This window comes from Streptomyces lichenis (assembly GCF_023218175.1).
In the GTDB taxonomy this organism is placed as follows: domain Bacteria; phylum Actinomycetota; class Actinomycetes; order Streptomycetales; family Streptomycetaceae; genus Streptomyces; species Streptomyces lichenis.
Genome location: NZ_JALPTH010000003.1, coordinates 261,067 through 284,435, shown reverse-complemented (window position 1 = coordinate 284,435; position 23,369 = coordinate 261,067). Strand labels below are relative to the sequence as shown.

Sequence of the window (23,369 nt, the reverse complement as noted above, 5' to 3'; positions counted from 1 at the left end):
CTCATGGCGGCATAGCGTCACCCCAGACCGGGAACCCCGCGTCGTCGTGGCGTCGTGTCTCCTTCTCATTCACCTACGTCACGCAACGGCGCGCGACAGGAGACCAGAGGACATGCAGACCAAGCTGGACGAAGCCAAGGCCGAGCTGCTCGAACGGGCGGCCCGGGTAGCTGAGAACAGCCCGGTCGGGGGGCAACTCCGGACTGGGGCCGAGAACGAGCGACCCGACCGGGACACCGTTCTCGCGTACCTCAGGCGCTACTACCTGCACACGGCTCCGGAGGACCTCGCCGACCGCGACCCGGTCGACGTCTTCGGCGCGGCGCTCTCCCACTTCCGGCTGGCCGAGAACCGGCCCCAGGGCACGGCCAACGTCCGCGTCCACACCCCCACCGTCGAGGAGAACGGCTGGACCTGCAGCCACTCCGTGGTGGAGGTCGTCACCGACGACATGCCCTTCCTGGTGGACTCGGTCACCAACGAGCTCTCCCGCCAGGGCCGCGGCATCCACGTCGTCGTGCATCCGCTGGTCCACGTCCGCCGCGACCTCACCGGCAAGCTCATCGAGGTGCTCGCCGACCGCGTCGCGGCCAAGGAGCACCACGACGCGCTCACCGAGTCCTGGATCCATGTCGAGATCGACCGCGAGACCGACCGGGCCGACCTCAAGCAGATCACCGGCGATCTGCTGCGCGTCCTGTCCGACGTCCGCGAGACCGTCGAGGACTGGGACAAGATGCGCGAGGCCGCGCTGCGCATCGCCGACGAGCTGCCGGGCGAGCCGGCCGCCCCGGAGGTCTCGGACACCGAGGTGGAGGAGGCCCGCGAGCTGCTGCGCTGGCTGTCCGCCGACCACTTCACCTTCCTCGGCTACCGCGAGTACGACCTGACCGGCGACGACGCGCTGACCGCCGTCCCCGGCACCGGCCTCGGCATCCTGCGCTCCGACCCCCAGCACGACGAGGACGAGGCGCACCCGGTCTCCCCCTCCTTCAGCCGCCTGCCGGCCGACGCCCGGGCCAAGGCCCGCGAGCACCGCCTGCTGGTCCTCACCAAGGCCAACAGCCGCTCCACCGTCCACCGCCCGTCCTACCTCGACTACGTCGGCGTGAAGAAGTTCGACGCCGAGGGCAACGTGGTGGGCGAGCGCCGCTTCCTCGGGCTGTTCTCCTCCGCCGCGTACACCGAGTCGGTGCGCCGGGTCCCGGTCATCCGCCGCAAGGTCGCCGAGGTGCTCGACGCGGCCGGCTTCTCGCCCAACAGCCACGACGGCCGCGACCTGCTCCAGATCCTGGAGACCTACCCGCGCGACGAGCTGTTCCAGACGCCCGCCGACAAGCTCCGCGAGATCGTCACCAGCGTCCTGTACCTCCAGGAGCGCCGCCGGCTGCGGCTCTACCTGCGCCAGGACGAGTACGGCCGCTACTACTCGGCCCTCGTCTACCTGCCGCGCGACCGCTACACCACCGGCGTCCGGCTGCGGATCATCGACATCCTCAAGGAGGAGCTCGGCGGCACCAGCGTCGACTTCACCGCCTGGAACACCGAGTCGATCCTCTCCCGGATCCACTTCGTGGTCCGCGTCCCGCAGGGCACCGAGCTGGCCGCCCTCACCGACGCCGACGCCGAGCGGATCGAGGGCCGGCTGGTGGAGGCCGCCCGCTCCTGGTCCGACGGCTTCGGCGAGGCGCTGAACGCCGAGTTCGGCGAGGAGCGCGCCGCCGAGCTGATGCGCCGCTACGGCGGTGCCTTCCCCGAGGGCTACAAGGCCGACCACTCCCCGCGCTCCGCCGTCTCCGACCTCGGCCACCTAGAGCAGCTGGTCGACGGGGAGAAGGAGTTCGCGCTCTCGCTGTACGAGGCGGTCGGCTCCGCCCCCGGCGAGCGCCGCTTCAAGATCTACAAGACCGGTCCGCAGATCTCGCTGTCCGCCGTGCTCCCGGTGCTCAACCGGCTCGGCGTCGAGGTCGTCGACGAGCGCCCCTACGAGCTGCGCTGCCCCGACCGCACCCAGGCCTGGATCTACGACTTCGGGCTGCGGCTCCCCGAGGGCGCCGTCGGCAACGGCGACTACCTCGCCGACGACGCCCGCGAGCGGTTCCAGGAGGCCTTCGCCGCCACCTGGACCGGCCGCGCCGAGAACGACGGCTTCAACCAGCTGGTGCTGGCCGCCGGGCTGAACTGGCGGCAGGCCATGGTGCTGCGCGCCTACGCCAAGTACCTGCGGCAGGCCGGCTCCACCTTCAGCCAGGACTACATGGAGGACACCCTCCGCCACAACGTCCACACCACCCGGCTGCTGGTCTCCCTCTTCGAGGCCCGGATGTCCCCGGGCCGGCAGAGCGCCGGCACCGAGCTGACCGACGGCCTCCTGGAGGAGCTGGACGGGGCCCTGGACCAGGTCGCCTCGCTGGACGAGGACCGCATCCTGCGTTCCTTCCTCACCGTCATCAAGGCCACCCTGCGCACCAACTTCTTCCAGAAGGCGCAGGACGGCCGGCCGCACGCCTATGTCTCGATGAAGTTCGACCCGCAGGCCATCCCGGACCTCCCGGCGCCCCGCCCGGCGTTCGAGATCTGGGTGTACTCCCCGCGCGTCGAGGGCGTCCACCTGCGCTTCGGCAAGGTCGCCCGCGGCGGTCTGCGCTGGTCCGACCGGCGTGAGGACTTCCGTACCGAGATCCTCGGCCTGGTCAAGGCGCAGATGGTGAAGAACACCGTCATCGTGCCGGTCGGCGCCAAGGGCGGCTTCGTCGCCAAGCAGCTGCCCGACCCGGCCGCCGACCGGGACGCCTGGCTGGCCGAGGGCGTCGCCAGCTACAAGACCTTCATCTCGGCGCTGCTGGACATCACCGACAACCTGGTGGCCGGCGAGGTCGTGCCCCCGGCCGACGTGGTCCGCCACGACGAGGACGACACCTACCTGGTCGTCGCCGCCGACAAGGGCACCGCCACCTTCTCCGACATCGCCAACGAGGTCGCCACCGCCTACGGCTTCTGGCTGGGCGACGCCTTCGCCTCCGGCGGCTCGGCCGGCTACGACCACAAGGGCATGGGCATCACCGCCCGCGGCGCCTGGGAGTCGGTCAAGCGGCACTTCCGCGAGCTGGGCCACGACACCCAGAGCGAGGACTTCACCGTCGTCGGCGTCGGCGACATGTCCGGCGATGTCTTCGGCAACGGCATGCTGCTCAGCGAGCACATCCGCCTGGTCGCCGCCTTCGACCACCGGCACATCTTCATCGACCCCACCCCCGACGCCGCCACCTCCTACGCCGAGCGGCGCCGGCTGTTCGAGCTGCCCCGCAGCTCCTGGGCCGACTACGACGCCGGGCTGCTCTCCCCGGGCGGCGGCATCCACCCCCGTACCGCCAAGTCCATCCCGGTCAACGCCCACATCCGCGAAGCCCTCGGCATCGCGGACGGCGTCACCAAGATGACCCCGGCCGACCTGATGCGGGCCATCCTCTCCGCCCCGGTCGACCTGCTGTGGAACGGCGGCATCGGCACGTACGTCAAGGCCGCGAGCGAGTCGCACGCCGACGTCGGCGACAAGGCCAACGACGCCATCCGGGTCGACGGCGAGGAGCTGCGGGTCAAGGTCGTCGGCGAGGGCGGCAACCTGGGCCTCACCCAGCTCGGCCGGATCGAGTTCGCCCGCACCGGTGGCCGGGTCAACACCGACGCCATCGACAACAGCGCCGGCGTGGACACCTCCGACCACGAGGTGAACATCAAGATCCTGCTCAACGCGCTCGTCACGGACGGCGACATGACCGTCAAGCAGCGCAACAGGATCCTGGCCGAGATGACCGACGAGGTCGGCTCGCTGGTCCTGCGCAACAACTACGCGCAGAACACCGCGCTCGCCAACGGCGTCCGCCAGTCCGCCTCCCTGCTCCACGCCCACCAGCGGTTCATGCGCCGCCTGGGCCGCGAGGGCAGGCTCGACCGGGCCCTGGAGTTCCTGCCCAACGACCGGCAGATCCGCGAACTGCTCAACGGCGGCAAGGGCCTCAGCCAGCCCGAGCTGGCCGTCCTCCTCGCGTACACCAAGATCACCGTCGCCGAGGAGCTGATCCACACCGAGCTGCCCGACGACCCGTATCTGACGCAGCTGCTCCACGCTTACTTCCCGAGCAAGCTGCGCGAGGAGTTCGCCGCCCAGATCGACGCCCACGCGCTGCGCCGGGAGATCATCACCACGGTGCTGGTCAACGACACCGTCAACACCGGTGGCTCGACCTTCCTGCACCGGCTGCGCGAGGAGACCGGCGCCTCCATCGAGGAGATCGTCCGCGCCCACACCGCCGCCCGGCTGATCTTCGGCCTCGGCGAGGTCTGGGACGCCGTCGAGGGCCTGGACAACCGGGTGGACGCCGAGGTGCAGACCCGCATCCGGCTGCACTCGCGCCGGCTCATCGAGCGCGGCACCCGCTGGCTGCTCGGCAACCGCCCGCAGCCGCTCCAGCTCGCCGAGACCATCTCCTTCTTCGCCGAGCGCGTCGAGCAGGTGTGGGCCAAGCTCCCGCAGCTGCTGCGCGGCGCCGACCTGGACTGGTACGAGGGGATCGTGGCCGAGCTGACCGGCGCGGGCGTCCCCGAGGAGCTGGCGCTGCGGGTGGCCGGGTTCTCCTCCGCGTTCCCGACGCTGGACATCGTGGCCATCGCCGACCGCACCGGCAAGGACCCGATGGCCGTCGCCGAGGTCTACTACGACCTCGCCGACCGGCTCTCCATCACCCAGCTGATGGACCGGATCATCGAGCTGCCGCGCTCCGACCGCTGGCAGTCCATGGCCCGCGCCTCCATCCGCGAGGACCTCTACGCCGCCCACGCGGCCCTCACCGCCGAGGTGCTGGCCGCCGGAAACGGCACCTCCACCCCGGAGGAGCGGTTCGACGCCTGGGAGAAGAAGAACGCCGCCATCCTGGGCCGGGCCCGCTCCACCCTGGAGGAGATCCAGGGCTCGGACACCTTCGACCTGGCGAACCTCTCGGTGGCCATGCGCACCATGCGCACCCTGCTGCGGACCCACGTCTGACGGCTCGCGGAAAACGAGGAGGGCGCCCCCTGATGGCCGGGGGCGCCCTCCCCGCGTATCCCTGGACCGCCTACAGCCCCTTGAGGGAGGGCGGGCCCGGCACGGTCTGGAGCCAGAGCCGGCGGCAGGCCAGCAGCGCCGCCGCCAGCAGCACCGCGTTGCGCAGCGCCACCGCCATGGTGCCCAGCGGGCCGAGCGCGATCACGTCCTCGTAGAAGATCGGATACCCCAGCGAGGTGAGCGCCGCCGCCGGCACCATCAGCAGCGCCGGCCGCCGCATCACACTGTCCCGGCAGGTCAGGCAGACCGCCGCCAGCGCCAGCAGCCACACCAGGTACTGCGGGCTGATCACCCGGCTGGTCACCGTGAACAGCAGCACCGCGGTCAGCGCCGCGTCCGCCGGGGTGGCCGGGCTCCACGCCCAGGACCGCCACCGCCACAGCAGCAGCCAGCCCAGCGCCACCGCCGAGAGGGCCAGCGCCAGCTGCGCCGCGCTGCCGGTGTACGGGCCGGCCAGCTCGAACGCGCCATAGCGGTAGCGGACCTCCCCGTGCCACCAGCCCGCCAGCCCCGCCAGCGCCAGCGCGCTGCCGCCCAGCGACTCGATCTGGAGCCCCCGGCCGCCCTGCTGCTCGGCGAAGTCGCCCACATGCGCGTAGCCCCAGACCAGCACGGCGAGCAGCGCGCCCGCCGCCAGCAGGGCCGAGGACCAGCCGCGCCGCGAGGGGCGGCCGCGCGGCAGCCCGGCCAGGATCAGCAGCGGCCACAGCTTCACCATCGCGCCCAGACCGGCCAGCGCCCCGCCGAGCCGGGTCCGCCCGGACAGCAGCGCCAGCAGCCCGAAGACCGCCAGGGCGGTGGGGAACAGGTCGTAGCGGGCCAGCGGCAGGTGCAGCAGCAGCGGCAGGCCGCCCACCCAGAGCCACGCCCCGCTGCCGCCCCGCCGCACCAGGGCGAACGCGATGGCGGCGTCGGCCAGCAGGGCGAGGGCGACGAACGCCTGGAAGTAGGTGAGCAGCTGCGGCGCCGCGCCCGGCGCCAGGATCACCAGCCCGGCGCCCGGCGGGTACTGCCAGGTGACGTCCCCGGGCGGGAAGGTCCGGTCGGCCAGCAGCTGGTACCAGTGCTGGTAGAGCGCGTAGACCTCGCGGGACACCCCGCCGATGCCCAGGTTGTCCCGGAGCAGCAGCACGATCATCAGCCCGCGGGTGAGCAGCCAGACCACGGCCAGCGGCAGTACGGACGTGTGGTCGCTGAACAGCGGCGCCCGGCGCGGCGGCACCCGTTTGCCGCGGTCGGTGTGCTCGGCCACCGGCCGGTCGTCGGCGTCGCGGCGGCGGGTACGGCGGAAGACGCGCGTGCCGGCCGCGCCCGGCTGGAGCTCCGGAGGGGCGCCCTCGTCGTCCGCGGGCCCGGGGTCCGTGCGCTCGGGATCCTGTTCTGCACTGTTGGTAGCCATCAGCCGAAAGCTAACCCGATCCGACCTTTTTGCGCCTTTTGTGCACCCCCGTCCGGCTCCATCGGCGGTCAGGCGCCGGTGTGCGCCTCGTAGGCGTCCATCACCTCGTCCACCGGTCCGTCCATCCGCAGCCGTCCCGCCTCCAGCCAGAGCACCCGGTCGCAGCTGCGCCGGATGGCGGCGTTGCCATGGCTGACCAGGAACACCGTCCCGGCCTCGGCGCGCAGCTCGGCGATCCGCTGCTGGCTGCGCCGCTGGAAGCGGGCGTCCCCGGTGGCCAGCGCCTCGTCGATCAGCAGCACCTCGTGGGACTTGGCGGCGGCGATCGAGAAGCGCAGCCGGGCGCCCATGCCGGAGGAGTAGGTGCGCATCGGCAGCGAGGCGAAGTCGCCCTTCTCGTCGATGCCGGAGAACTCCACGATCCCGGCGTACCGCTCGCGGATCTCCCGCCGGGACATGCCCATCGCCAGACCGCCGAGGATCACGTTCCGCTCGCCGGTGAGATCGCCCATCAGGGCGGCGTTCACCCCGAGGAGGGCCGGCTGGCCCCGGGTGTGGACCCGGCCCTCGGTGGGCGGCTGGAGCCCGGCGATGGCCCGGAGCAGGGTGGACTTCCCGGAGCCGTTGGTGCCGACGAGCCCGATGGCCTCGCCCTCGTACGCGGCGAAGCTCACCCCCTTGACGGCGTGCACGGTACGGGACCGGGGCGCGGCGGCCCCGCGTCCCCGCGACACCATCCGAGCGAGGGCGGCCCCGGCCCCGGCACCGCGCCGGCCGGTGGCGCCGCCCTGCACGGTGTAGCGGACATGGACCCCGTCCACCACCACGGTCGGCACCCGCTCGCCGGAGGAGGCGTCAGCCACGGCCGTACACCTCCTCCGCGCGCCAGAACCAGACGAAGCCGCCCACCGCCGCCAGCACCGCCCACCCGGCCGCGACCGCCCAGACATGCGGCGGGAGCTGGGCGGAGGTGAAGCTGTCGATGAGCGCGAAGCGGACCAGGTCGATGTAGACGGCCGCCGGGTTGAGCTCCAGGGCCAGCCCCGCCAGGTGCGGGATGTGCCCCTCGGCCACCACGTGCTTCACGCTCCACATCACCCCCGAGGCGTACATCCAGGTCCGCAGGGCGAACGGCACCAGCTGCGCCAGATCGGGGGTACGGGCGGCCAGCCGGGCCATCGCCATCGCCACGCCCGTGCTGAACAGCGCCTGGAGCGCGAGCGCGGGAACCGCCAGCAGCCAGGACGGCCCCGGGGTAGTCCCGCAGCCCAGCAGGATCACCGCCAGGGCGGCCAGCGAGAACCCCAGCTGCTGGAGCTGCTGGAGGGCGAGGGCCAGCGGCAGGCTCGCCCGGGGGAAGTGCAGCGCCCGGACCAAGCCCAGGTTGCCGCTGATCGCCCGGGTGCCGGCGGTGATCGTCCCGGCGGTGAACGACCAGACGAAGACGCCGGTGACCAGGAAGGGCACGAAGTCGGCGACACCGTGCCGGGTGTCCATCAGCACGCCGAAGATCAGGTAGTAGACGGCCGCGTTGAGCAGCGGATTCGCGAGCTGCCAGAGCTGCCCGAGCCGGGCCTGGCTGTACTGCGCGGTGAGCTTGGCGGTGGCGAAGGCGGTGATGAAGTGGCGCCGCGCCCACAGCTGCCGGAGGTAGCGGGGGAGGGGCGGGCGGGCGCCGCTGACGGTGAGCCCATGGCGCAGTGCGAGGGCCCGCAGATCCGTGGCGGGTTCGGCCGGCGGCGGGATGGTGACGGGCGGCGATGGGGGAGTCAGGGCCGGTGCGGACACGGCGGCCGTCCTCTCTCGGGCAGGAGGCAGGGGGCGACGGCAGGACGGGACGGGACCGTCTCGTCGTCACGCCCGGACTGTACGCCGTTTCCGCCCCGCGTCGCAACGGAACCGTTTCGTCGTCACGGGCGCGGCCGGCCCTCGCCGCGTAGGATCGCCGCCATGACCACCGACCCCGCCCCGGCCCCCTCGGCCCCTGGTGACCGCCCCGCTCCCCGCCGGGCCCCCGCCGGGGCGGCGGTGCTCCGCCAGGACGTCACCGAGGCGATCCGCGCGGCCGTCTTCGAGGAACTGGCCGCCGTGGGCTTCGCCCGGATGTCCATCGAGGGCATCGCCCGCCGCGCGGGTGTCGGCAAGACCGCCGTCTACCGGCGCTGGAAGTCCAAGCTGGCCCTCGTCCTGGACCTGATCACCGCCGTCGCCGCCGAGGGCATGCCGGTCCCGGACACCGGTTCGCTCCACGGGGACGTCCGCGCCGTCCTGGAGGTCGCCGCGCACGCCCTGCGCCACCCGCTGGCCTCCCAGGTGGTGCCGGACCTGCTGGTGGAGGCCGCCCGCCACCCCGAGATCGCCGACACCGTCCGGGCGGTCCTGCTGGACGGCCGCCGGGGCGTGGCCGCCCGGATCGTGCGTGCCGCGGTGGAGCGCGGCGAACTCCCGGCGGACGCCGACCCGGACCGGGTGCTGGACCTGGTCCTCGGCCCGCTGTACTGGCGGCTGGTGGTGGTCCGCACCTCCGCCCCGGCCGGTTATCTGGACGACCTCGCCCGCTCGGCGGTCGCCGCCCTCACGGCGTAACCGCGCCACCCGATCGGCCCCACCCCGGGTGACGCCCCGCCCGCTCCCCGGTTGTGCCCCCCGACCGGAACGGTACGGAGAAGGCGGTGGACGCATCATGCGGGAACTGGGCATCGAGGGCGCGTGGATCATGGAGCCCCGGGTCTTCACCGATCCACGCGGCAGCTTCCACGAGTGGTTCCGCGCCCCCGAACTGCGCGAGGCGGCCGGGCACGGGCTCGACCTCGCCCAGGCCAACTGCTCGGTCTCCGCCCGGGGCACCCTGCGCGGCATCCACTTCGCCGACGTCCCGCCCGGCCAGGCCAAGTACGTGACCTGTGTCCGCGGGGCCGTGCTCGACGTGATCGTGGACCTGCGCACCGGCTCGCCCACCTACCGCGCCTGGGAGGCGGTCCGCCTGGACGACCGCGACCACCGCGCGGTCCACCTCGCCGAGGGCCTGGGCCACGGCTTCCTGGCCCTCACCGACGACGCCACCGTGGTCTACCTCTGCTCCCGCGGCTACGCCCCGGCCCGCGAGCACGGCGTCCACCCGCTCGACCCGGACCTCGGCATCGACTGGCCCGCCGACCTGCCGCCGCTGCTCTCCGACAAGGACGCCGCCGCGCCGTCCCTGGCCGAGGCGGAGGCGGCCGGGCTGCTCCCCTCGTACGAGGCGTGCACGGCCTGGTACGAGAGGCTGCGGGCCGGGGCGGGGGCGGCGGCCCCGGTGGACGCCGAGCGCCCGGACAACGTGGTGGCGCCCAGGAACCCGGCCCAGACCCCTGTCGTGGAACAGACCCCCGTCGCGTAACGCCTGACACACCCGCATCGCATGTTTCCGGCCATTCGCCACGGTGGCATCGGGCCGGACCGGCCTGCTCCGGGCCGTCTGCGTCCCCGCATCCCGGGCGGTGCGCTCAGTGGTGTGCGCTCAGTGGTGTGCGGACGGGCGGGCGCGGTGCCCCCGGCGCCCACCGGCGCCCGGCGGCCGACGCGCCCGCCGCGGCGGTCATCCTGAGGGGGCTCGATGAGCGGGACGACGGCCGGAAGAGCCGCGGGGGCGCGGCGTACACGGCGCGGGGCCGGGTGCGCGCTCGCCCTGGCGGCGGCGCTGCCGGCGGTGGACGCCGGGGCGGCGGCTCCGGTGGCGGGGACACCGCTGGTGTCCCCCGCCCCCGGCGGGCGGACGGCCAGGAGCGTGGCCAAGCCGGCGTCCCCGGCCTCGCCACGGCGCGGGGCCGGCTCCTCGCCCCGGCCGCCGACGGCACCCTGATCGCCTTCGGCAAGGCGTGATCGCCCCCTTCGGCGCCGGCGAAGCGCTGTCCTCGGCAGGCGTAGCAAGAGGCGTCGGGGATATACGGAGACCCAAGGGGCGGGCGAGCGGCGGTGGTTGGCCGGAACGGCACCCGCCGGGCACGCCCGAGCGTGTCGAGCGTCCAGGACTGGAGGGTGGTACCCATGCATGCTGACGGGACGATGGATCCCCTGGAGCGCGGGACGGTGCAGCGGGGTCAACTGCGCGGTCGGGTCTCGGACATCGCCTGGACCGGTGTGTTCGTGATCCTCGGTGCCTGGGCCCTGCTCGGCGCGCTGGGCGCGGCGATGGGCTTCGCCGACTCGTGGGTGTACGCGGCGGCGGCCTCCGCGCTGCTCTTCATCGCGGTGGTCGTCCGCGCCTCCGCCCTGCGCGACCGGGCCCGCCGCCGCATCTGACGGAACCGGCCTTCCCCGAGAGCTTCCCTTTTCTTCCGACGGCGGTCGCCATGACGGCGGCCGCCGTCACGCGTCTGGAATTCTCCGTGTCCCGTCCCCTCCGTGTCCGGATCTTTCCCGTTCCCTTCCCGGAAACCCGGGTATCGGGACGCCATAGAAGTCAGGGAATCATTCTGAGCGGAAGAAGTAATTCCGTCGGGGAGGGAATGTCATGGCTGTGAATGCGCTGAAGAGGAACGCCGTCCTTACCGCCGCCCTGGTGTGCGTGGGGGTCACCGGGCTCGCCGGTTGCGGTGACAAGGGCTCGGACGAGCCGTTCGCCGGGCAGAGCGCGGACGACATCGCGGCCAAGGCCGTGAAGGCGACCCGGGACGCGAACTCGGTCCGTATCGCGGGCACCGCGAAGCCGCAGGGTGCGCCGCAGACCATCACCACGGATTTCCAGGTGGACGAGAAGGACAACTGTACGGGCACGATGTCCATGCAGCAGGCGAAGGCCGATGTCCGGCAGACCGATCAGACCGTCTTCATCAAGGGGAATGAGAAGTTCTGGCAGACCGCGCTCCAGGGGCAGCCCGGTACCGACAAGGTCATCGGAAAGCTCCAGGACAAGTGGGTGAAGAGCCAGCCGGGCGACAACTCCACCCAGGGCATGTGCGACAAGCAGTCCGTCATCGCCGCGATGGACAGCGACAAGTCCGCGCGCAAGGGCATGAAGCGCGGTGAGACCACCAAGGTGGACGGCAAGGAGGCGCTGGTCCTCACCAAGGAGAAGAGCGGCGGCGAGAAGCTGACCATGTACGTCGCCACCGAGGGCGAGCCGTACATCCTCAAGTCCGTCACCGAGGGCGGCAAGCAGCCCGGCGAGGCGACCTTCAGCGACTACAACGCCAAGGTCCAGGTCGAGCAGCCGCCGGCCGGCGAGGTGGTCGACCCCAAGACCGTCGCCGCGAACGGCTGACGCGGACCCGTCGCCTGACGGACCGGCAAGGGCCGTGCCTCCCTGGCGGAGGTGCGGCCCTTCCTGCGCTGTACGGGCCCCCGGCCCGCCCCCCGCCCCCGTTCGCCCTTTCGTCCGCCGCTGTTCACCGGCGCGGGAGCAACGGCGCCGCCAGGCGCGGCCATCTCCCCGGATGACCGCAAGCACGCTGGCGCACCGTCATCCCGAAGGGCCCTTCCGTATGCGCACCCACCGGACCATCGCCACCGCCACCACCCTTGCCGCCACCCTGGCCTCCGCCCTCGCCCTCTCCCTGGCCCCGGCCGCCCTCGCGGCGCCCGCCGCCGCCCCGTCGGCTCCCCAGGCGGCCACGGCCTCCGTCCTCCACCAGGACGGCGAACTGCGCTACCAGGCGGCCCCCGGCCAGCAGAACCAGCTGACGGTGGACGAGAAGATCGAGCAGCGCACCGAGTTCGCGTCGTTCTACGTGCTGACCTTCCACGACCGCTTCGACATCACCATCCACCCGGACGCGGCGACCTGGGACGAGTGCGTGCACCCCGTGCCGGGCGACCGCACCACGGTGCGCTGCGCCGTCGGGATCCCGCAGAACTCCGACGACTCCGACGACTACGTGGTCGACCTCGGCGACAAGGACGACTCGGCCGTGCTCGGAGCGGACAGCCACGCCTGGGCCAGGGTCAGCGGAGGCCCGGGCAACGACACGATCAAGGGCTCCGACACCGCCGTGTTCTTCGGCGACGACGGCAACGACCGCCTCGACGGCGGCGGTGGCGGCCCGCTGAGCCTCGGCCCGCACGGCGGCGCGGGCGACGACACCCTCACCCGCTGCGGCCAGGACTGCTTCGGCGGCCCCGGCAACGACTCGCTGACCGGCACCGGCGAGGAGAACACCCTGCACGGCGAGGACGGCGACGACACCCTGCGCGGCGGGGGCGGCGCCGACGTCCTCCACGGCGGCAAGGGCAACGACCGGCTGTACGGGGAGGCCGGCAACGACACCCTGTGGGGCAACAGCGGCGACGACATCCTCTGGGGCGGCCCGGGCACCGACCGGCTCTCCGGCGGCCCCGGCCGCAACCAGGTGCACCAGGACTGAGGAAACCGACCCGGGCCGGCCCCTCGGACCGGGTCCGTTCAGGACCCCGAGGGGCCGGCCGCCTCCCAGGCCGCCTCGATCATCCGGAAGACCTCGTCCACCGCGGCCTCCGGATCCGCCGCCTCACGGGCCAGCGCGAAGGCCTCGACCGCGAACCGCGCGAGGGTCCGCCCGGCCGTCGCGCTCCGGTCCCGGCCGGGACCGGCGGCGATGGCCGCGGCCAGCGACTCCGCGTGCCGCTCCCGCATCGACGCCTCGTACTCCCGCAGCGCCGGTGAGTCGTCGATCATCTGCCAGATCGGCGCGGCGCCCTCCGCCGTGCAGTGCCGCACCTGAGCCAGGATCTCGGCCTTCAGCGCGGGAACGAGCCCCTCCCGCCCCGCCGGCCCGGTGACCGCCTCGGTGAGGCGCTGCTCGAAGTCGCCGTCCCGCTCGAAGACCAGGGCCTCCTTGGCGGCGAAGTGGGCGAAGACCGTGGTGACGGCCACATCGGCCTCGGCGGCCACCTCGCGGATGCCCACCGCCTCGTACCCCCGCTCCAGGAAGAGCCGCAGCGCGGTGTCGGCGATCTTCTGGCGGGTGGCGGCCTTCTTGCGCTCACGTCGTCCGGTCGGCACGGTCATGCCCGTACGCTACCAGCTGCGAAAGCATAACAACTACAAAACCCTATCCGTTAGTGTTACGTTCACGGCATGAGTCTGCCAAGCCGTATGAAGAGAGTGAGCTTCGCCGAGTTCGGCGGTCCGGACGTGCTGCGTCTGGAGGAGGATGCCGAGCGTCCGCACGCGGGCCCCGGCCGGATACGTATCGCCGTGCGCGCGGCGGGCGTGAACCCCGTCGACTGGAGGCTGCGCGAGGGGCAGGTCCTCGGGGCCCACCCGATCACCCTGCCCGCCGGAGTCGGCCTGGACGCCGCCGGAGTGGTGGACGAGGTCGGGGAGGGCGTGGAAGGGGTCGCGGTCGGCGACCGGGTGTTCGGCGAAGGCGCCGCCACCTACGCCGAGTTCGCCGTGCTGTCGGCCTGGGCCCGGATGCCCGGGGGGCTGACGTTCGAGGAGGCGGCCGGGTACCCCTCCGTGGTGGAGACCGCGCTGCGCGTCATCCACGAGGTGGGGGTGCGGCCCGGGCAGACGCTGCTGGTCAGCGGTGCGTCCGGGGGAGTCGGCTCGGCGGTGCTGCAGATCGCCCGCGAGCGCGGCATCACCGTGATCGGCCTGGCCGGGGCCGCGAACCAGGACTACCTGCGCGGCCTCGGCGCGCTCGCCACGACCTACGGTGAGGGCTGGGTCGAGCGGGTACGGCGGCTCGGCCCCGTCGACGGGGCCCTCGACCTGGCCGGATCGGGCGTCATCCGCGAACTGGTCGGGCTGACCGGGGACCCGGGGAAGGTGGTCTCCATCGCCGACCTCACCGCTCCCGAGCACGGGGTGCGGTTCTCCGGTGTGGCCGGGAGCGTCCCGGCCGCACTCGCCGAGGCCGCCGACCTCATCGCCCGGGGGAAGCTGCACATCCCGGTCGAGAAGGCGTACCCGCTCGCCGAGGCCGCGGCGGCGCACATCGACAGCCAGGCGGGCCACACCCGCGGCCGCCGGGTCATCACCATCTGACCTCCACCGCGACCGCGACAGCGTCCCGCGACCGCTTCCCGCCACCGGGGCCGGGCTCCGTCACCAGCTCCGCGTCCCACCACCGGGGCCGGGCTCCGTCACCGGGTCCGCGTCCCGCCACCGGGGCCGCCGGCTGCCACCGGCGGCCCCGGCCGGCGGTCAGCCCGTCATCCCATCTTCCGCCGGTCCTCCTCCGTCCACTTGGTGGTGTCCCGCGGCTCGACATACGGCTCGGCGTCGACCGGGTGCCCACCCTCGATGGCACGCTGCCGGGCCATCTCCGCGTCGAACTCCAGCCCCAGCAGGATGACCAGGTTGGTGATCCACAGCCACACCAGGAAGACGATCACACCCGCGAGCGTCCCGTAGGTCTTGTTGTACGAGGCGAAGTTCGCGACGTACACCGCGAAGCCGCCCGAGGCGACCATCCACAGCAGCAGGGCCAGCACACTGCCCGGCGTCACCCATCGGAAGCCGCGCCCCCGGGCGTTGGGCGCCGCCCAGTACAGGATCGCGATCATCATCGTGACCAGGACCACCAGCACCGGCCACTTGGCGATCGACCACACCGTGACGGCCGTCTCGCCCAGGCCCAGCGCGTCACCCGCCCGCCGGGCCAGCCCGCCGGTGAACACCACGATCAGCGCGCTCGCCACCGCCAGCAGCATCAGCACCACCGTCAGCGCCAGCCGCAGCGGCAGCACCTTGGTCACCGGACGGCCCTCCGGCAGGTCGTAGACCGCGTTCGAGGCGCGGATGAACGCCGCGATGTAGCCGGACGCCGACCAGATCGCCAGCACCAGACCGACGATCGCCATCAGCGACCCGAGACCGCCCCCGCCCCGCAGCTGCTCCACCGCCTGGGTGATGATGTCCCGCGCCGGGCCGGGCGCCAGCTTCCGCAGGTTTTCCAGCACACTGTCCACCGTCGACTCGCCCGCCAGGCCGAGGATCGACACCATCGCCAGCAGCGCCGGGAAGAGCGAGAGCACCGAGTAGTAGGTGAGCGCCGCCGCCCGGTCGGTCAACTCGTCGTCCTGGAACTCCTTGATGGTTCGCTTCAGCAGCGCGCCCCAGGACCGCTTCGGCAGCTCCGTCGGCGTGTCCGGCGCGTTCGCCTCCACCGCGGGCCCGGGCCCGGCCTCGTCCGAAGGCCCATTGCCGCCTCGTCCCGTCGCGTCCCCGCTTCCCGGGGTGTTCGTACCAGCCATGGACCGCGAGTATCCCGACCGCCCGCCCGGAAACGGGGTCGGGCCGGTGGTCTCACGGACGGCCGTCTAGCCTGGCGACCCGGGGTCGGCCGGATGACACGGGGAGGAGCCGGAGGCCATGGGGCGTCTGTGGGACAGGTACATGGGCACCCGGCACCCCGACGCCAGCGTCCCCCCGCGCACCCACTGGGAGGTGCGCCATCTGCTCCTCTCCCTCGACGCACCCGCCCCGCGCTGCCGCGTGCGCTACCCCATGGCCGGGGAGAAGGCCGACGTGGTGGCGGAGTGCCAGTTGCCGGAGATGGGCGCGCGCGTCAAGGTCAGCATGCGTCTCGTCCCGGCCGAGCACGAGGTGCTCGCGCTGCACGAGTGGTGGGAGAAGGGCACGTCCGACTCCGCCCGCCGCGAGTACGGCAAAGGCCCCGGCTTCAGGGTGTACCGGCAGTGGAAGACCGAGCGGGGACCCGACGGCAGGAAGCACCGAGTCGAGACGCTCCGCTTCGACACCCGCGAGATGACCGACGCGCTACGGGACGCCGTACTGGGCGCCGGCTGGACCTGGCGAGGCGTCTTCAGACTCTGACCAGCACTCTCTACCCCTGACCTGCCCTGACCAGTGAAAACCGCTGTTCCCAGGGGTGCATGCCCTCTTATCATCCGCCCATGAACGAGGACCAGGACGGCACCGGCACCGAGCAGGACGAGGAGGCCGAGCGGATACCCACCTGGCGCGCCGGAGCGGTGGACCTCGCCGCCCTCTCCCTCCTCCGCCCCGAGTGGGAGAAGCTCGACCGCCCCCGCGCCTGGGACCCCGAGGCCTGACCGGGCGGCCCCTCACGGCGGCGGCTAGGGTCGGCGGCATGACCTTGGACGCGAAGATGATCACGATCGACTGCGACGAGCCCCGCCGGCTCGCCGCCTGGTGGGCCAAGGCCCTGGACGCGGAGATCGCCCAGGACTTCGGCGGCGAGTTCGTCATCCTCGGCGCCGAGCCCCTGGTCCTCGGCTTCCAGCGCGTGGACGAACCCCGGCAGTCCAAGAACCGGGTCCATGTCGACTTCCACACCGAGGACCGGCACGCCGAGGTCGCCCGCCTGGTCGCCCTCGGCGCCACCATGGTCGGCGAGCACTCCGCCGGGCCGATGACGTGGAACGTCCTTCAGGACATCGAGGGCAACGAGTTCTGCGTGGCGGGCGAGTAGCCGCCGGGCAGGCCCTAGCCGCCCACCTCCTGGTGGTGGACGATCTGGATGAGGTTGCCGCAGGTGTCGTCCAGCACCGCCGTGGTGACCGGGCCGAGCTCCACCGGCTCCTGAGTGAAGTGGACGCCGAGACCGCGCAGGCGCTCGTACTCCGCCCGCACGTCGTCCACGGCGAACTGGGCGAGCGGAATGCCGTCCCGCACCAGCGCATCGCGGTACGTCCTGGCCGCCGGGTGACCGAGGGGCTCCAGCAGCAACTCGGCCCCGCCCGGCTCGTCCGGCGAGACAACGGTCAGCCACCGGTCCTGCTCGCCCACCGGGACGTCGTTCTTCTTCACGAAGCCGAGGACCCCGGTGTAGAAGTCCAGGGCCTTGGCCTGGTCGTCGACGAAGATACTGGTCAGATGGATTCTCATGGGGACTTCTCCGGTGCGTCGGGCCTGAGCCACCGCGTCGCGATGCGCTCCAGGGGCTCGGTGTTCAGGTCGTGGTACTTGTAGCGGCCCTGGCGCCGCGTGCGGACCAGATCGGCAGATTCGAGCACGGCCAGGTGCTGGCTCACCGCCTGCCGGGACAGCCCCAGGCCGTGCTTCATCGCCAGCCGACCGCAGATCTCGAACAGCGTCTGGCCGTCCCGTTCCACCAGCTCATCGAGGATGCGCCGGCGGGTGGGGTCGACCAGGGCCTTGAAAACATCCTCCGCCATGAGCCCATGATAGGCAAGTCAACACTTGCCTATCGTCCCCGCCGTCGCAGCGAGCACTCGGCCCACACCGTCTTGGACTTCCTCCCGGTCGGTACGGGGTGCCGGGCGCCCTCCACGGGTGTCCGCCACCTCGGTACGGAGCCGGGCCGACGGCTCCTCGTACACCAGCCGCAGCGCGGAGTCCCGTCCAGGGACGCGCCCGTGCAGGACGGCGTTGGACGCCAGCTCCGCCACGACGAGCGCCACGCCTGTCGCGAACGGTCAGCGCTCGACGGCGGCGCTCACGGCGGACGGGCCGGGGAACTCCTCGGCCAGCGCGTCCATGATCAGTTCGTCCACGGGCTTGCCGAGCCAGTATCCCGACTGGCGGAGCCGTCCGGAGGGACGGAAGCCCGCCTTCTCGTACGCGCTGACTCCGGCCGCGTTGGGCTCCAGCACCTTGAGCCAGACCATGCGCAGGTGGGCCAGGTGAAACGCCCAGTCCAGCGTCAGGCGTGCCGCCTCCGTGGCGTACCCCTTCCCGCGCTCCTCGGGGGCGAGGACGATCACGAACTCGGCCGTACGGCTGTAGGTGTTGACTTCCAGGATCGTCAGTCCCAGGGGCACACCGTCGTCCAGTCGCACCACCTCGAACTGCTGGTAGCGCTCGTTTCCGCGCTGGCGCTCGTAGCCGGCGGCGCGTACTTCCCAGGACTGCGGCCACTGGTTTCCGTACCCGAGGATCGTCCGCGGGTCGTTCTCCCAGGCGTGGTACATCGGCAGCATGTCCTGGCGGGGCATCGCGAGGGCGAGCGTTTCGCCGTTCAGCAGGATGTGCGGGTCACTCATGGTCATACCTCCCTGGTGGCCCGTGCCGGTCCGGGCCCGTCCGGTGTGCAGGTGGGGTGATACAGCGCGGTGTCTGCCGGCTCCTCGACCGGGGCTCCGTCCGCGTCGGCTATCCAGGCATGCAGCCGCACGGGGTCGAGAGCCACCCCGTGCCGCCACTCGGCGCGGCGTCGAGCGACCGCCAGCACCAAGGCGGCAGCGGTAAAGTCCTCCAGGCACGCCCAACGCATCGGCTGGAGTTGTGCGGCCCAGCGAACGGCGCGCACAGCGTAGCGGGCCTGTGACGCTGTGGCCGGGGGCAAGCCGCGCCCCGAGCACGCGAGGCGGACGAGCCGAGCGAACCGGTTCCGGCGTCGTCCAACCGCCCACGTGGTGGCGGTGGCAAGAACAACCGGCACGGCGACGACCCGCCACCGCATCGGCACCGGAGCCGGGCGGGCAGAACCGCCGACTGTTCGACCGTCCCCCAAGTCATCATCGCGTCCGGAAGATCAATGACGGTCGCCCCCATGGCGGTTACCGCGTCGGAGGTGGGACGTAGCTCGATCGTGCCCGTGTCGTAATCGATAAGGACTGACGCGTTAGAGGCACGGGCGACCACGGTGTCGGTACGGCTCACAGCGCTCCCGGCGACGCCGATGTGGTCTGTGTCCACTCGGTTCCGGGAGTGCGCTCGACTGCCTCCAGTCATGCTTCGGCATCGAGGGCGGACAGCAGCGGGGGCCATGTCGTCGATCCGCTCCTGTGGAACGTTCGGCGTCGTAAAATGGCCAGCTCTTGACAGTCACTGGCTGAGACGTAGTGGTCAACCCTGAGTAACCTCAGCTTTGGCTCAACGTTCCGGCGGAAGCTGCTGTTCCGCCCCCATGCGCTGCAATGATCAAGTTCATGCCGGTGGTTCTCGCGCCGGCTGGACCACATCTGCAACTCTGGGGGGATCACCTGATGCGCATGAACCGAACACTGATGGCGTCCGGTCTGGCCGCCGCCGTGCTGCTCACGGGCAGCCCGGCGTTCGCCGATGAGCCGACGCCGGAGTCCACCGAAAGCGCCGTGGTGGAGACCGCACCGCCCGCCGCGCCCGAGGAGAGCGACCTGGTGGAGGATGCTCCCGCCATCGACGCGCCTGCGCCGCCGGTCGAGGCCGATTCCGGTGACGGGCTGGGGGTTCCGCGCCCGCCCAAGCCGTCGGACTTTCCGCACGCCCCGGCCTGCGTGCCGCACTGGAAGTACACCGCGACGAGCAAGACGAAGGACTACCACAAGGGAGTTGGTAGCGAGCAGGCCAACTACAACGGCACGTCGCAGTCCGCCCGGTCCATGTTCACCTCGGAAGTGACCGGATCGGTGGGGGTGGCCTTCAGCGGTGAGGTGGGCGTGAAGGCGAGCGCCGTCGTCGCTGAGGTGGAGGCGAAGTTCGGCATCGAGCTCGCCGTCTCCCTCACCGCCAAGCTCGGCAACACCATCAGCGTCCCCACACCGCCGAAAAAGACGACCTTCGCACGATATGGCGTGTACCGACTCAAGAGCGCCGGTTACAGCCAGTACACCTACCAAAACTGCACCAAGGGCACGAAGAAGAACGTCACCGTCTACACGCCGCGCCGTGTGGGCTGGGCGATCTGGGAGAAGTGACATGGCCCTACGCGCCGCCTACCCGCTCGGCATCGCCTGTGCGGTGCTACTCGCCGGCAGCACCGCGTGCACGTCGGACAGTGCCCCCGCAGCCTCCGCCCAGCAGACTTCGAAGCCTGCCACGTCCGCGGCTGGGCAGCCGCCGACGGCAAGCCCCGAAGCCACGCCCCAGCCCTCGGTGGACGTTCTGCCGGAGCTGGACGCCGATGAGACGAGCGCCGGAAGCAAGGAGGCCTCTCGCGGCAACGGCACTGTCGATTTCGGCAAGGGCAAGAAGGGGGAGGCACTGATCGTCGCGGTGCGCTGCCAGGGCGCCGGGAAGATCAACGTTCTCGTTCAGCCCATGGACGTAACCTTCCCGCTGCAGTGCGAAGAGGGCCAGGTGAGCACCACCTACAACCAGGTCGCCGTCGGTGGGACAGAGGCAGGGGGCGAGGTGTCCGTCCGAGCTCCCAGGACGATCCGGTGGTCGTTGGTCGTGGGCCGCGGCGAACCCGCCACAAGTGAGCCCCCCGCCAAGCAGTAGGCATTGGCGCTTGGCCGGGATGCGGTGATGGAGTCGGGCCCCTACTGTGCCGTCCGCTCCAGAACCAGACGATCAGGCGGGGTGGGCCGTGCGTAGAAACGGTCCATCCGCGCCTGCTGCGCGGCCACCGGCGCGACTTCCGCCCACGTGCGATGCCCAGTCGCGGGGGCTGCGCTTGTCACGGAGGAACGCAGCGAACCACCTGGTATCGACCGGCAGACCGAGGTTGAGCGGCTGGTTACCCTCCGCGCCTTGGCCGGCGGGCGCTCCGCCGGGCCGGTCAGGCGTGCTCAGGCCGTCGCAGCGAGCACTCGGCCCACACCGTCTTGCCCGGCCCCTTCCGCTCGTCCACGCCCCACCGCTCGCTCAGCGCCGCGACCAGCGCCAGCCCGTGGCCGTGGACTTCCTCCGGATCGGTACGGGGTGCCGGGCGCCCTTCGTGGGTGTCCGCCACCTCGATACGGAGCCGGGCCGACGGCTCCTCGTACACCAGCCGCAGCGCGAAGTCCCGCCCGGGGACGCGCCCGTGCAGTACGGCGTTGGACGCCAGCTCCGCCACGACGAGCGTCGCGCCGTCGAACCCGTACGCCCCGCGCGGCACGCCCCACTCGGTGAGTTGGTGCGCGGTCAGCAGCCGGGCGAGGCGGGCGCCCCGGCGGGTGGAGGAGAATCGCTGAGCGAACGTACGTACGGTGACCGGGGGTTGGGTCTCAGTGTGTGCCATGCGGTCAGCGTGGTGGGGTGGATGCGCTGGTCGGGAGGGACGGCGGAGACACAGATCCGTTTGTGTCTGCTGACCCTATGGACTGTGTGCGTGACGGTGCGTGAGCATGGGGCGGCGCGGCTGAGGTGATCGGGTAGGTCGCGCCTCCCCTGCGCGGAAAGGCGGGCCCACCCATGACGGCGGAGAACGACGGCGAGGCGTGGCGCGCCCAGGGCGAACCGGAACCCCCGGAGGCCCTGCGCACTTTCGGCGCGGTGCTGAAGGCGTTAAGGGAGGAAGCCGGTCACACGCGCGAGCAGTTCGAGCCGTTGGTGCGGTACTCCGTGTCGTACATCGCCAAGATCGAGCAGGGTAGGCGCTTCCCGCCGGAAGACCTGATCTCAAGGGTGAGGAACAGCCTGGGGCCGGGTCCTGCTCGGGTGCTCGCGGCCGCCGCCAAGGGGCTCAAGCGCAAGGTGGGGCTGGCGTCCTGGTTCCAGGCATGGGCCGCGATCGAAGAGGCGGCGGTGTCGCTGTACACCTACGACTGTGCCGTCATTCCGGGACTGCTGCAGCCGGAGTCCTTTCTCCGGGAGGTTCTACGGCAAGGCATTCCAGGCCTGAGTCAGGTGGAGATGGACGAGCGGCTGGAAGGTCGACTCAAGCGACAGCAACTGCTCGACGCCCGACTCGACACGCAGTTCAGCTTCATCATCGAGGAGGCGCTGATCGAGCGCGGCTTCGGCGGCCCCGAGGTGACCCGGGACCTGCTGAACACTCTGCTGGAGCGGGGCGCGCAACCCAACATCGAGATCCAGGTCATGCCGAAGAACGCGGTCGAACACCAGGGCTTCGAGGGGCCCATGTGCCTGGCTGAACTGCCGGACCACCAGTGGCTCGGTTACACCGAAGCGCACGACACCGGCACCCTCATCACCGAACCCAAAACGGTCAGTTGCATGCTGCAGCGCTATGGCAAGATGCGCTCACAGGCTCTGAGCCCCGAGGCCTCCCGGAGCCTGCTGGAGCAGATGCGAGGAGCGCTATGAGCACCACGGAACTCGACTGGTTCAAGAGCAGCTACAGCGGCGCAGGCGGTGGCAACTGCGTCGAGGTGGCCCTTTCCTGGGCCAAGTCCAGTTATAGCGGTGCGGGCGGCGGGGACTGCGTGGAGGTCGCCGCCTGCCCCACCTCCGTCCACGTCCGGGACTCCAAGGACACCGCACGGCGGCCGATCTCGGTCGGTCCGGAGGCGTGGGCGGCCTTCACCGCCTTCGCGGGGGAGCGGTGAGCGCCGTGTATCTCGACTGGTTCAAGAGCAGTTACAGCGGTGGCGGCGGTGACAACTGCGTGGAGGTGGCCCTCCCTTGGGCCAAGTCCAGCTACAGCGGTGGTGGCGGCGGAGACTGCGTAGAGGTCGCCGCCTGTCTCACCACCGTCCACGTCCGGGACTCCAAGGACACCGGCCGCACCCCCTTCACCGTGGCCCCCACCGCCTGGTCCGCCTTCATCGCGACGCTCTAGTCGCCTGCCCCCTCCGCCTCGTCCTCCTCCTGTGAGAGCCGCGCCGTCACCTCGTCGGCGAAGCGGCCCAGGAGGCGGGCGAGGTCGTCGCGGTCCTGGTCGGGCCAGTGGGCCAGGGTGTCGGTGAACCAGCCCAGTACCGAGGTCATATAGCGGTTCACCGCCTCCGTGCCGGCCTCGGTCGGCTCGATGAGGCTGGCCCGGCGGTCGAGCGGGTCGGCGACGCGGCGTACCAGTCCGCGCTTCTCCAGGGCCTGCACCTGGCGGGTGATGTGCGGGCCCACCACCTGCATGCGCTCGGCGATCTCACCGACCCGCAGCGCCCCGTCGGCCATGCGGAGGGTCAGCAGTACGCCGACGGCGGGGCGGTCCAGGGTCAGCGCGGCCGATTCCATGGCGCGCTCGACCAGTCGCCCCTTGGTGATGGCGGCGCTGAGCTGGGTGATCCGGGGGAGCACCGTCAGCAGGTCCTCGCGGCGATCCGGTTCCGGTGCGGGCATCGGTCGGGCTCCTCTTGCATACCTAACTTAGGTATCTATATGGTGGTGGGGTCGGCGGCGTGGGCAAGGGCTCGGTGCGGCCG

Annotated in this window: 28 protein-coding genes; 16 read left to right on the top strand and 12 right to left on the bottom strand. The window is 71.7% G+C overall.

Annotated features, from left to right (window positions below):
• Positions 1 to 112 precede the first annotated feature (112 nt).
• Positions 113 to 5,044 carry an NAD-glutamate dehydrogenase gene (locus M1O15_RS04940; RefSeq protein WP_248631960.1) on the top strand — a complete coding sequence of 1,644 codons (4,932 nt, stop codon included), beginning with the start codon at positions 113 to 115 and terminating at the stop codon, positions 5,042 to 5,044.
• Between the two features lie 70 nt (positions 5,045 to 5,114).
• Here M1O15_RS04940 and M1O15_RS04935 read toward each other — a convergent pair whose 3' ends face one another.
• The 3 genes from M1O15_RS04935 to M1O15_RS04925 all read right to left on the bottom strand — a co-directional run bounded on the left by M1O15_RS04935 (position 5,115) and on the right by M1O15_RS04925 (position 8,291).
• On the bottom strand, positions 5,115 to 6,503 hold the full coding sequence (locus M1O15_RS04935; protein ID WP_248631959.1) for a glycosyltransferase 87 family protein: 1,389 nt from the start codon (positions 6,501 to 6,503) through the stop codon (positions 5,115 to 5,117).
• 68 nt (positions 6,504 to 6,571) lie between these two features.
• Positions 6,572 to 7,366, bottom strand: coding sequence for an ABC transporter ATP-binding protein (locus tag M1O15_RS04930; RefSeq protein WP_248631958.1), 795 nt, complete (start codon positions 7,364 to 7,366; stop codon positions 6,572 to 6,574).
• Entirely contained in the window at positions 7,359 to 8,291 is a 933-nt protein-coding gene (locus M1O15_RS04925) for an ABC transporter permease (RefSeq protein WP_372499345.1), read from the bottom strand. Before M1O15_RS04925 ends, M1O15_RS04930 begins: the two co-directional genes overlap by 8 nt.
• A 162-nt stretch (positions 8,292 to 8,453) precedes the next feature.
• Between M1O15_RS04925 and M1O15_RS04920 the strand changes: the two genes are divergently transcribed.
• From M1O15_RS04920 to M1O15_RS04895, 6 genes are all read left to right on the top strand, one after another.
• Positions 8,454 to 9,089, top strand: a complete 636-nt coding sequence (locus tag M1O15_RS04920) for a TetR/AcrR family transcriptional regulator (protein WP_248631957.1) — start codon at positions 8,454 to 8,456, stop codon at positions 9,087 to 9,089.
• 97 nt (positions 9,090 to 9,186) lie between these two features.
• Positions 9,187 to 9,882 (top strand): dTDP-4-dehydrorhamnose 3,5-epimerase, encoded by a 696-nt coding sequence (gene rfbC, locus M1O15_RS04915; protein WP_248631956.1) that lies wholly within the window; start codon positions 9,187 to 9,189, stop codon positions 9,880 to 9,882.
• A 275-nt stretch (positions 9,883 to 10,157) separates the two neighbouring features.
• A complete protein-coding gene (locus tag M1O15_RS04910; protein ID WP_248631955.1) occupies positions 10,158 to 10,364 on the top strand; it encodes a hypothetical protein in 207 nt (68 codons plus the stop codon).
• 165 nt (positions 10,365 to 10,529) lie between these two features.
• The gene (locus tag M1O15_RS04905; protein WP_248631954.1) at positions 10,530 to 10,784 is read left to right on the top strand and encodes a hypothetical protein; all 255 of its coding nucleotides are present in this window, start codon (positions 10,530 to 10,532) and stop codon (positions 10,782 to 10,784) included.
• Positions 10,785 to 10,995: 211 nt separating this feature from the next.
• Positions 10,996 to 11,745 carry a hypothetical protein gene (locus tag M1O15_RS04900; RefSeq protein WP_248631953.1) on the top strand — a complete coding sequence of 250 codons (750 nt, stop codon included), beginning with the start codon at positions 10,996 to 10,998 and terminating at the stop codon, positions 11,743 to 11,745.
• 220 nt (positions 11,746 to 11,965) lie between these two features.
• Positions 11,966 to 12,844, top strand: coding sequence for a calcium-binding protein (locus M1O15_RS04895; RefSeq protein ID WP_282576272.1), 879 nt, complete (start codon positions 11,966 to 11,968; stop codon positions 12,842 to 12,844).
• Between the two features lie 38 nt (positions 12,845 to 12,882).
• Here M1O15_RS04895 and M1O15_RS04885 read toward each other — a convergent pair whose 3' ends face one another.
• Positions 12,883 to 13,467, bottom strand: coding sequence for a TetR/AcrR family transcriptional regulator (locus tag M1O15_RS04885; RefSeq protein ID WP_248631952.1), 585 nt, complete (start codon positions 13,465 to 13,467; stop codon positions 12,883 to 12,885).
• Positions 13,468 to 13,554: 87 nt separating this feature from the next.
• On the opposite strand from M1O15_RS04885, the gene M1O15_RS04880 reads away from it, so the two are divergent.
• The gene (locus M1O15_RS04880; protein ID WP_248631999.1) at positions 13,555 to 14,451 is read left to right on the top strand and encodes an NADP-dependent oxidoreductase; all 897 of its coding nucleotides are present in this window, start codon (positions 13,555 to 13,557) and stop codon (positions 14,449 to 14,451) included.
• Positions 14,452 to 14,618: 167 nt separating this feature from the next.
• Here the strand turns inward: M1O15_RS04880 and M1O15_RS04875 are convergent, their stop codons facing one another.
• Complete coding sequence (locus M1O15_RS04875) at positions 14,619 to 15,662, bottom strand: YihY/virulence factor BrkB family protein (RefSeq protein ID WP_248631951.1); 1,044 nt, start codon at positions 15,660 to 15,662, stop codon at positions 14,619 to 14,621.
• Positions 15,663 to 15,780: 118 nt separating this feature from the next.
• Between M1O15_RS04875 and M1O15_RS04870 the strand changes: the two genes are divergently transcribed.
• From M1O15_RS04870 to M1O15_RS04860, 3 genes are all read left to right on the top strand, one after another.
• Positions 15,781 to 16,245 carry a hypothetical protein gene (locus tag M1O15_RS04870; protein WP_248631950.1) on the top strand — a complete coding sequence of 155 codons (465 nt, stop codon included), beginning with the start codon at positions 15,781 to 15,783 and terminating at the stop codon, positions 16,243 to 16,245.
• Positions 16,246 to 16,325: 80 nt separating this feature from the next.
• Positions 16,326 to 16,484, top strand: a complete 159-nt coding sequence (locus M1O15_RS04865; RefSeq protein WP_248631949.1) for a hypothetical protein — start codon at positions 16,326 to 16,328, stop codon at positions 16,482 to 16,484.
• 38 nt (positions 16,485 to 16,522) lie between these two features.
• A complete protein-coding gene (locus M1O15_RS04860) occupies positions 16,523 to 16,864 on the top strand; it encodes a VOC family protein (RefSeq protein ID WP_248631948.1) in 342 nt (113 codons plus the stop codon).
• Between the two features lie 14 nt (positions 16,865 to 16,878).
• Here the strand turns inward: M1O15_RS04860 and M1O15_RS04855 are convergent, their stop codons facing one another.
• Genes M1O15_RS04855 through M1O15_RS04835 form a run of 5 tightly spaced genes read right to left on the bottom strand, consistent with a single transcriptional unit; the run spans position 16,879 to position 18,817 of the window.
• Positions 16,879 to 17,280, bottom strand: a complete 402-nt coding sequence (locus tag M1O15_RS04855) for a VOC family protein (protein ID WP_248631947.1) — start codon at positions 17,278 to 17,280, stop codon at positions 16,879 to 16,881.
• Positions 17,277 to 17,570 (bottom strand): ArsR/SmtB family transcription factor, encoded by a 294-nt coding sequence (locus M1O15_RS04850; RefSeq protein WP_248631946.1) that lies wholly within the window; start codon positions 17,568 to 17,570, stop codon positions 17,277 to 17,279. The genes M1O15_RS04855 and M1O15_RS04850 overlap by 4 nt, the downstream gene beginning before the upstream one ends.
• A gap of 18 nt (positions 17,571 to 17,588) precedes the next feature.
• Positions 17,589 to 17,816: an ATP-binding protein gene (locus M1O15_RS31795; RefSeq protein ID WP_372499344.1), complete on the bottom strand. Its 228-nt coding sequence runs from the start codon at positions 17,814 to 17,816 to the stop codon at positions 17,589 to 17,591.
• A gap of 15 nt (positions 17,817 to 17,831) precedes the next feature.
• A complete protein-coding gene (locus M1O15_RS04840) occupies positions 17,832 to 18,398 on the bottom strand; it encodes a GNAT family N-acetyltransferase (protein ID WP_248631945.1) in 567 nt (188 codons plus the stop codon).
• A gap of 2 nt (positions 18,399 to 18,400) precedes the next feature.
• Positions 18,401 to 18,817 (bottom strand): lasso peptide biosynthesis B2 protein, encoded by a 417-nt coding sequence (locus M1O15_RS04835; RefSeq protein ID WP_248631944.1) that lies wholly within the window; start codon positions 18,815 to 18,817, stop codon positions 18,401 to 18,403.
• A gap of 457 nt (positions 18,818 to 19,274) precedes the next feature.
• On the opposite strand from M1O15_RS04835, the gene M1O15_RS04830 reads away from it, so the two are divergent.
• Both M1O15_RS04830 and M1O15_RS04825 read left to right on the top strand, forming a co-directional pair.
• Positions 19,275 to 20,033, top strand: coding sequence for a hypothetical protein (locus M1O15_RS04830; RefSeq protein ID WP_248631943.1), 759 nt, complete (start codon positions 19,275 to 19,277; stop codon positions 20,031 to 20,033).
• A 1-nt stretch (position 20,034) separates the two neighbouring features.
• A complete protein-coding gene (locus M1O15_RS04825; protein ID WP_248631932.1) occupies positions 20,035 to 20,559 on the top strand; it encodes a hypothetical protein in 525 nt (174 codons plus the stop codon).
• Positions 20,560 to 20,839: 280 nt separating this feature from the next.
• Here the strand turns inward: M1O15_RS04825 and M1O15_RS04820 are convergent, their stop codons facing one another.
• Positions 20,840 to 21,283 (bottom strand): ATP-binding protein, encoded by a 444-nt coding sequence (locus tag M1O15_RS04820; protein WP_248631931.1) that lies wholly within the window; start codon positions 21,281 to 21,283, stop codon positions 20,840 to 20,842.
• A gap of 173 nt (positions 21,284 to 21,456) precedes the next feature.
• On the opposite strand from M1O15_RS04820, the gene M1O15_RS04815 reads away from it, so the two are divergent.
• From M1O15_RS04815 to M1O15_RS04805, 3 genes are read left to right on the top strand one after another with little or no spacing between them, the layout of a single operon-like run.
• On the top strand, positions 21,457 to 22,311 hold the full coding sequence (locus M1O15_RS04815) for a helix-turn-helix domain-containing protein (RefSeq protein WP_248631930.1): 855 nt from the start codon (positions 21,457 to 21,459) through the stop codon (positions 22,309 to 22,311).
• A complete protein-coding gene (locus M1O15_RS04810; RefSeq protein ID WP_248631929.1) occupies positions 22,308 to 22,553 on the top strand; it encodes a DUF397 domain-containing protein in 246 nt (81 codons plus the stop codon). The genes M1O15_RS04815 and M1O15_RS04810 overlap by 4 nt, the downstream gene beginning before the upstream one ends.
• Positions 22,550 to 22,786, top strand: a complete 237-nt coding sequence (locus tag M1O15_RS04805) for a DUF397 domain-containing protein (protein ID WP_248631928.1) — start codon at positions 22,550 to 22,552, stop codon at positions 22,784 to 22,786. The genes M1O15_RS04810 and M1O15_RS04805 overlap by 4 nt, the downstream gene beginning before the upstream one ends.
• Here the strand turns inward: M1O15_RS04805 and M1O15_RS04800 are convergent.
• Positions 22,783 to 23,286: a MarR family winged helix-turn-helix transcriptional regulator gene (locus M1O15_RS04800; RefSeq protein ID WP_248631926.1), complete on the bottom strand. Its 504-nt coding sequence runs from the start codon at positions 23,284 to 23,286 to the stop codon at positions 22,783 to 22,785. The genes M1O15_RS04805 and M1O15_RS04800 overlap by 4 nt on opposite strands.
• Between the last annotated feature and the right edge of the window lie 83 nt (positions 23,287 to 23,369).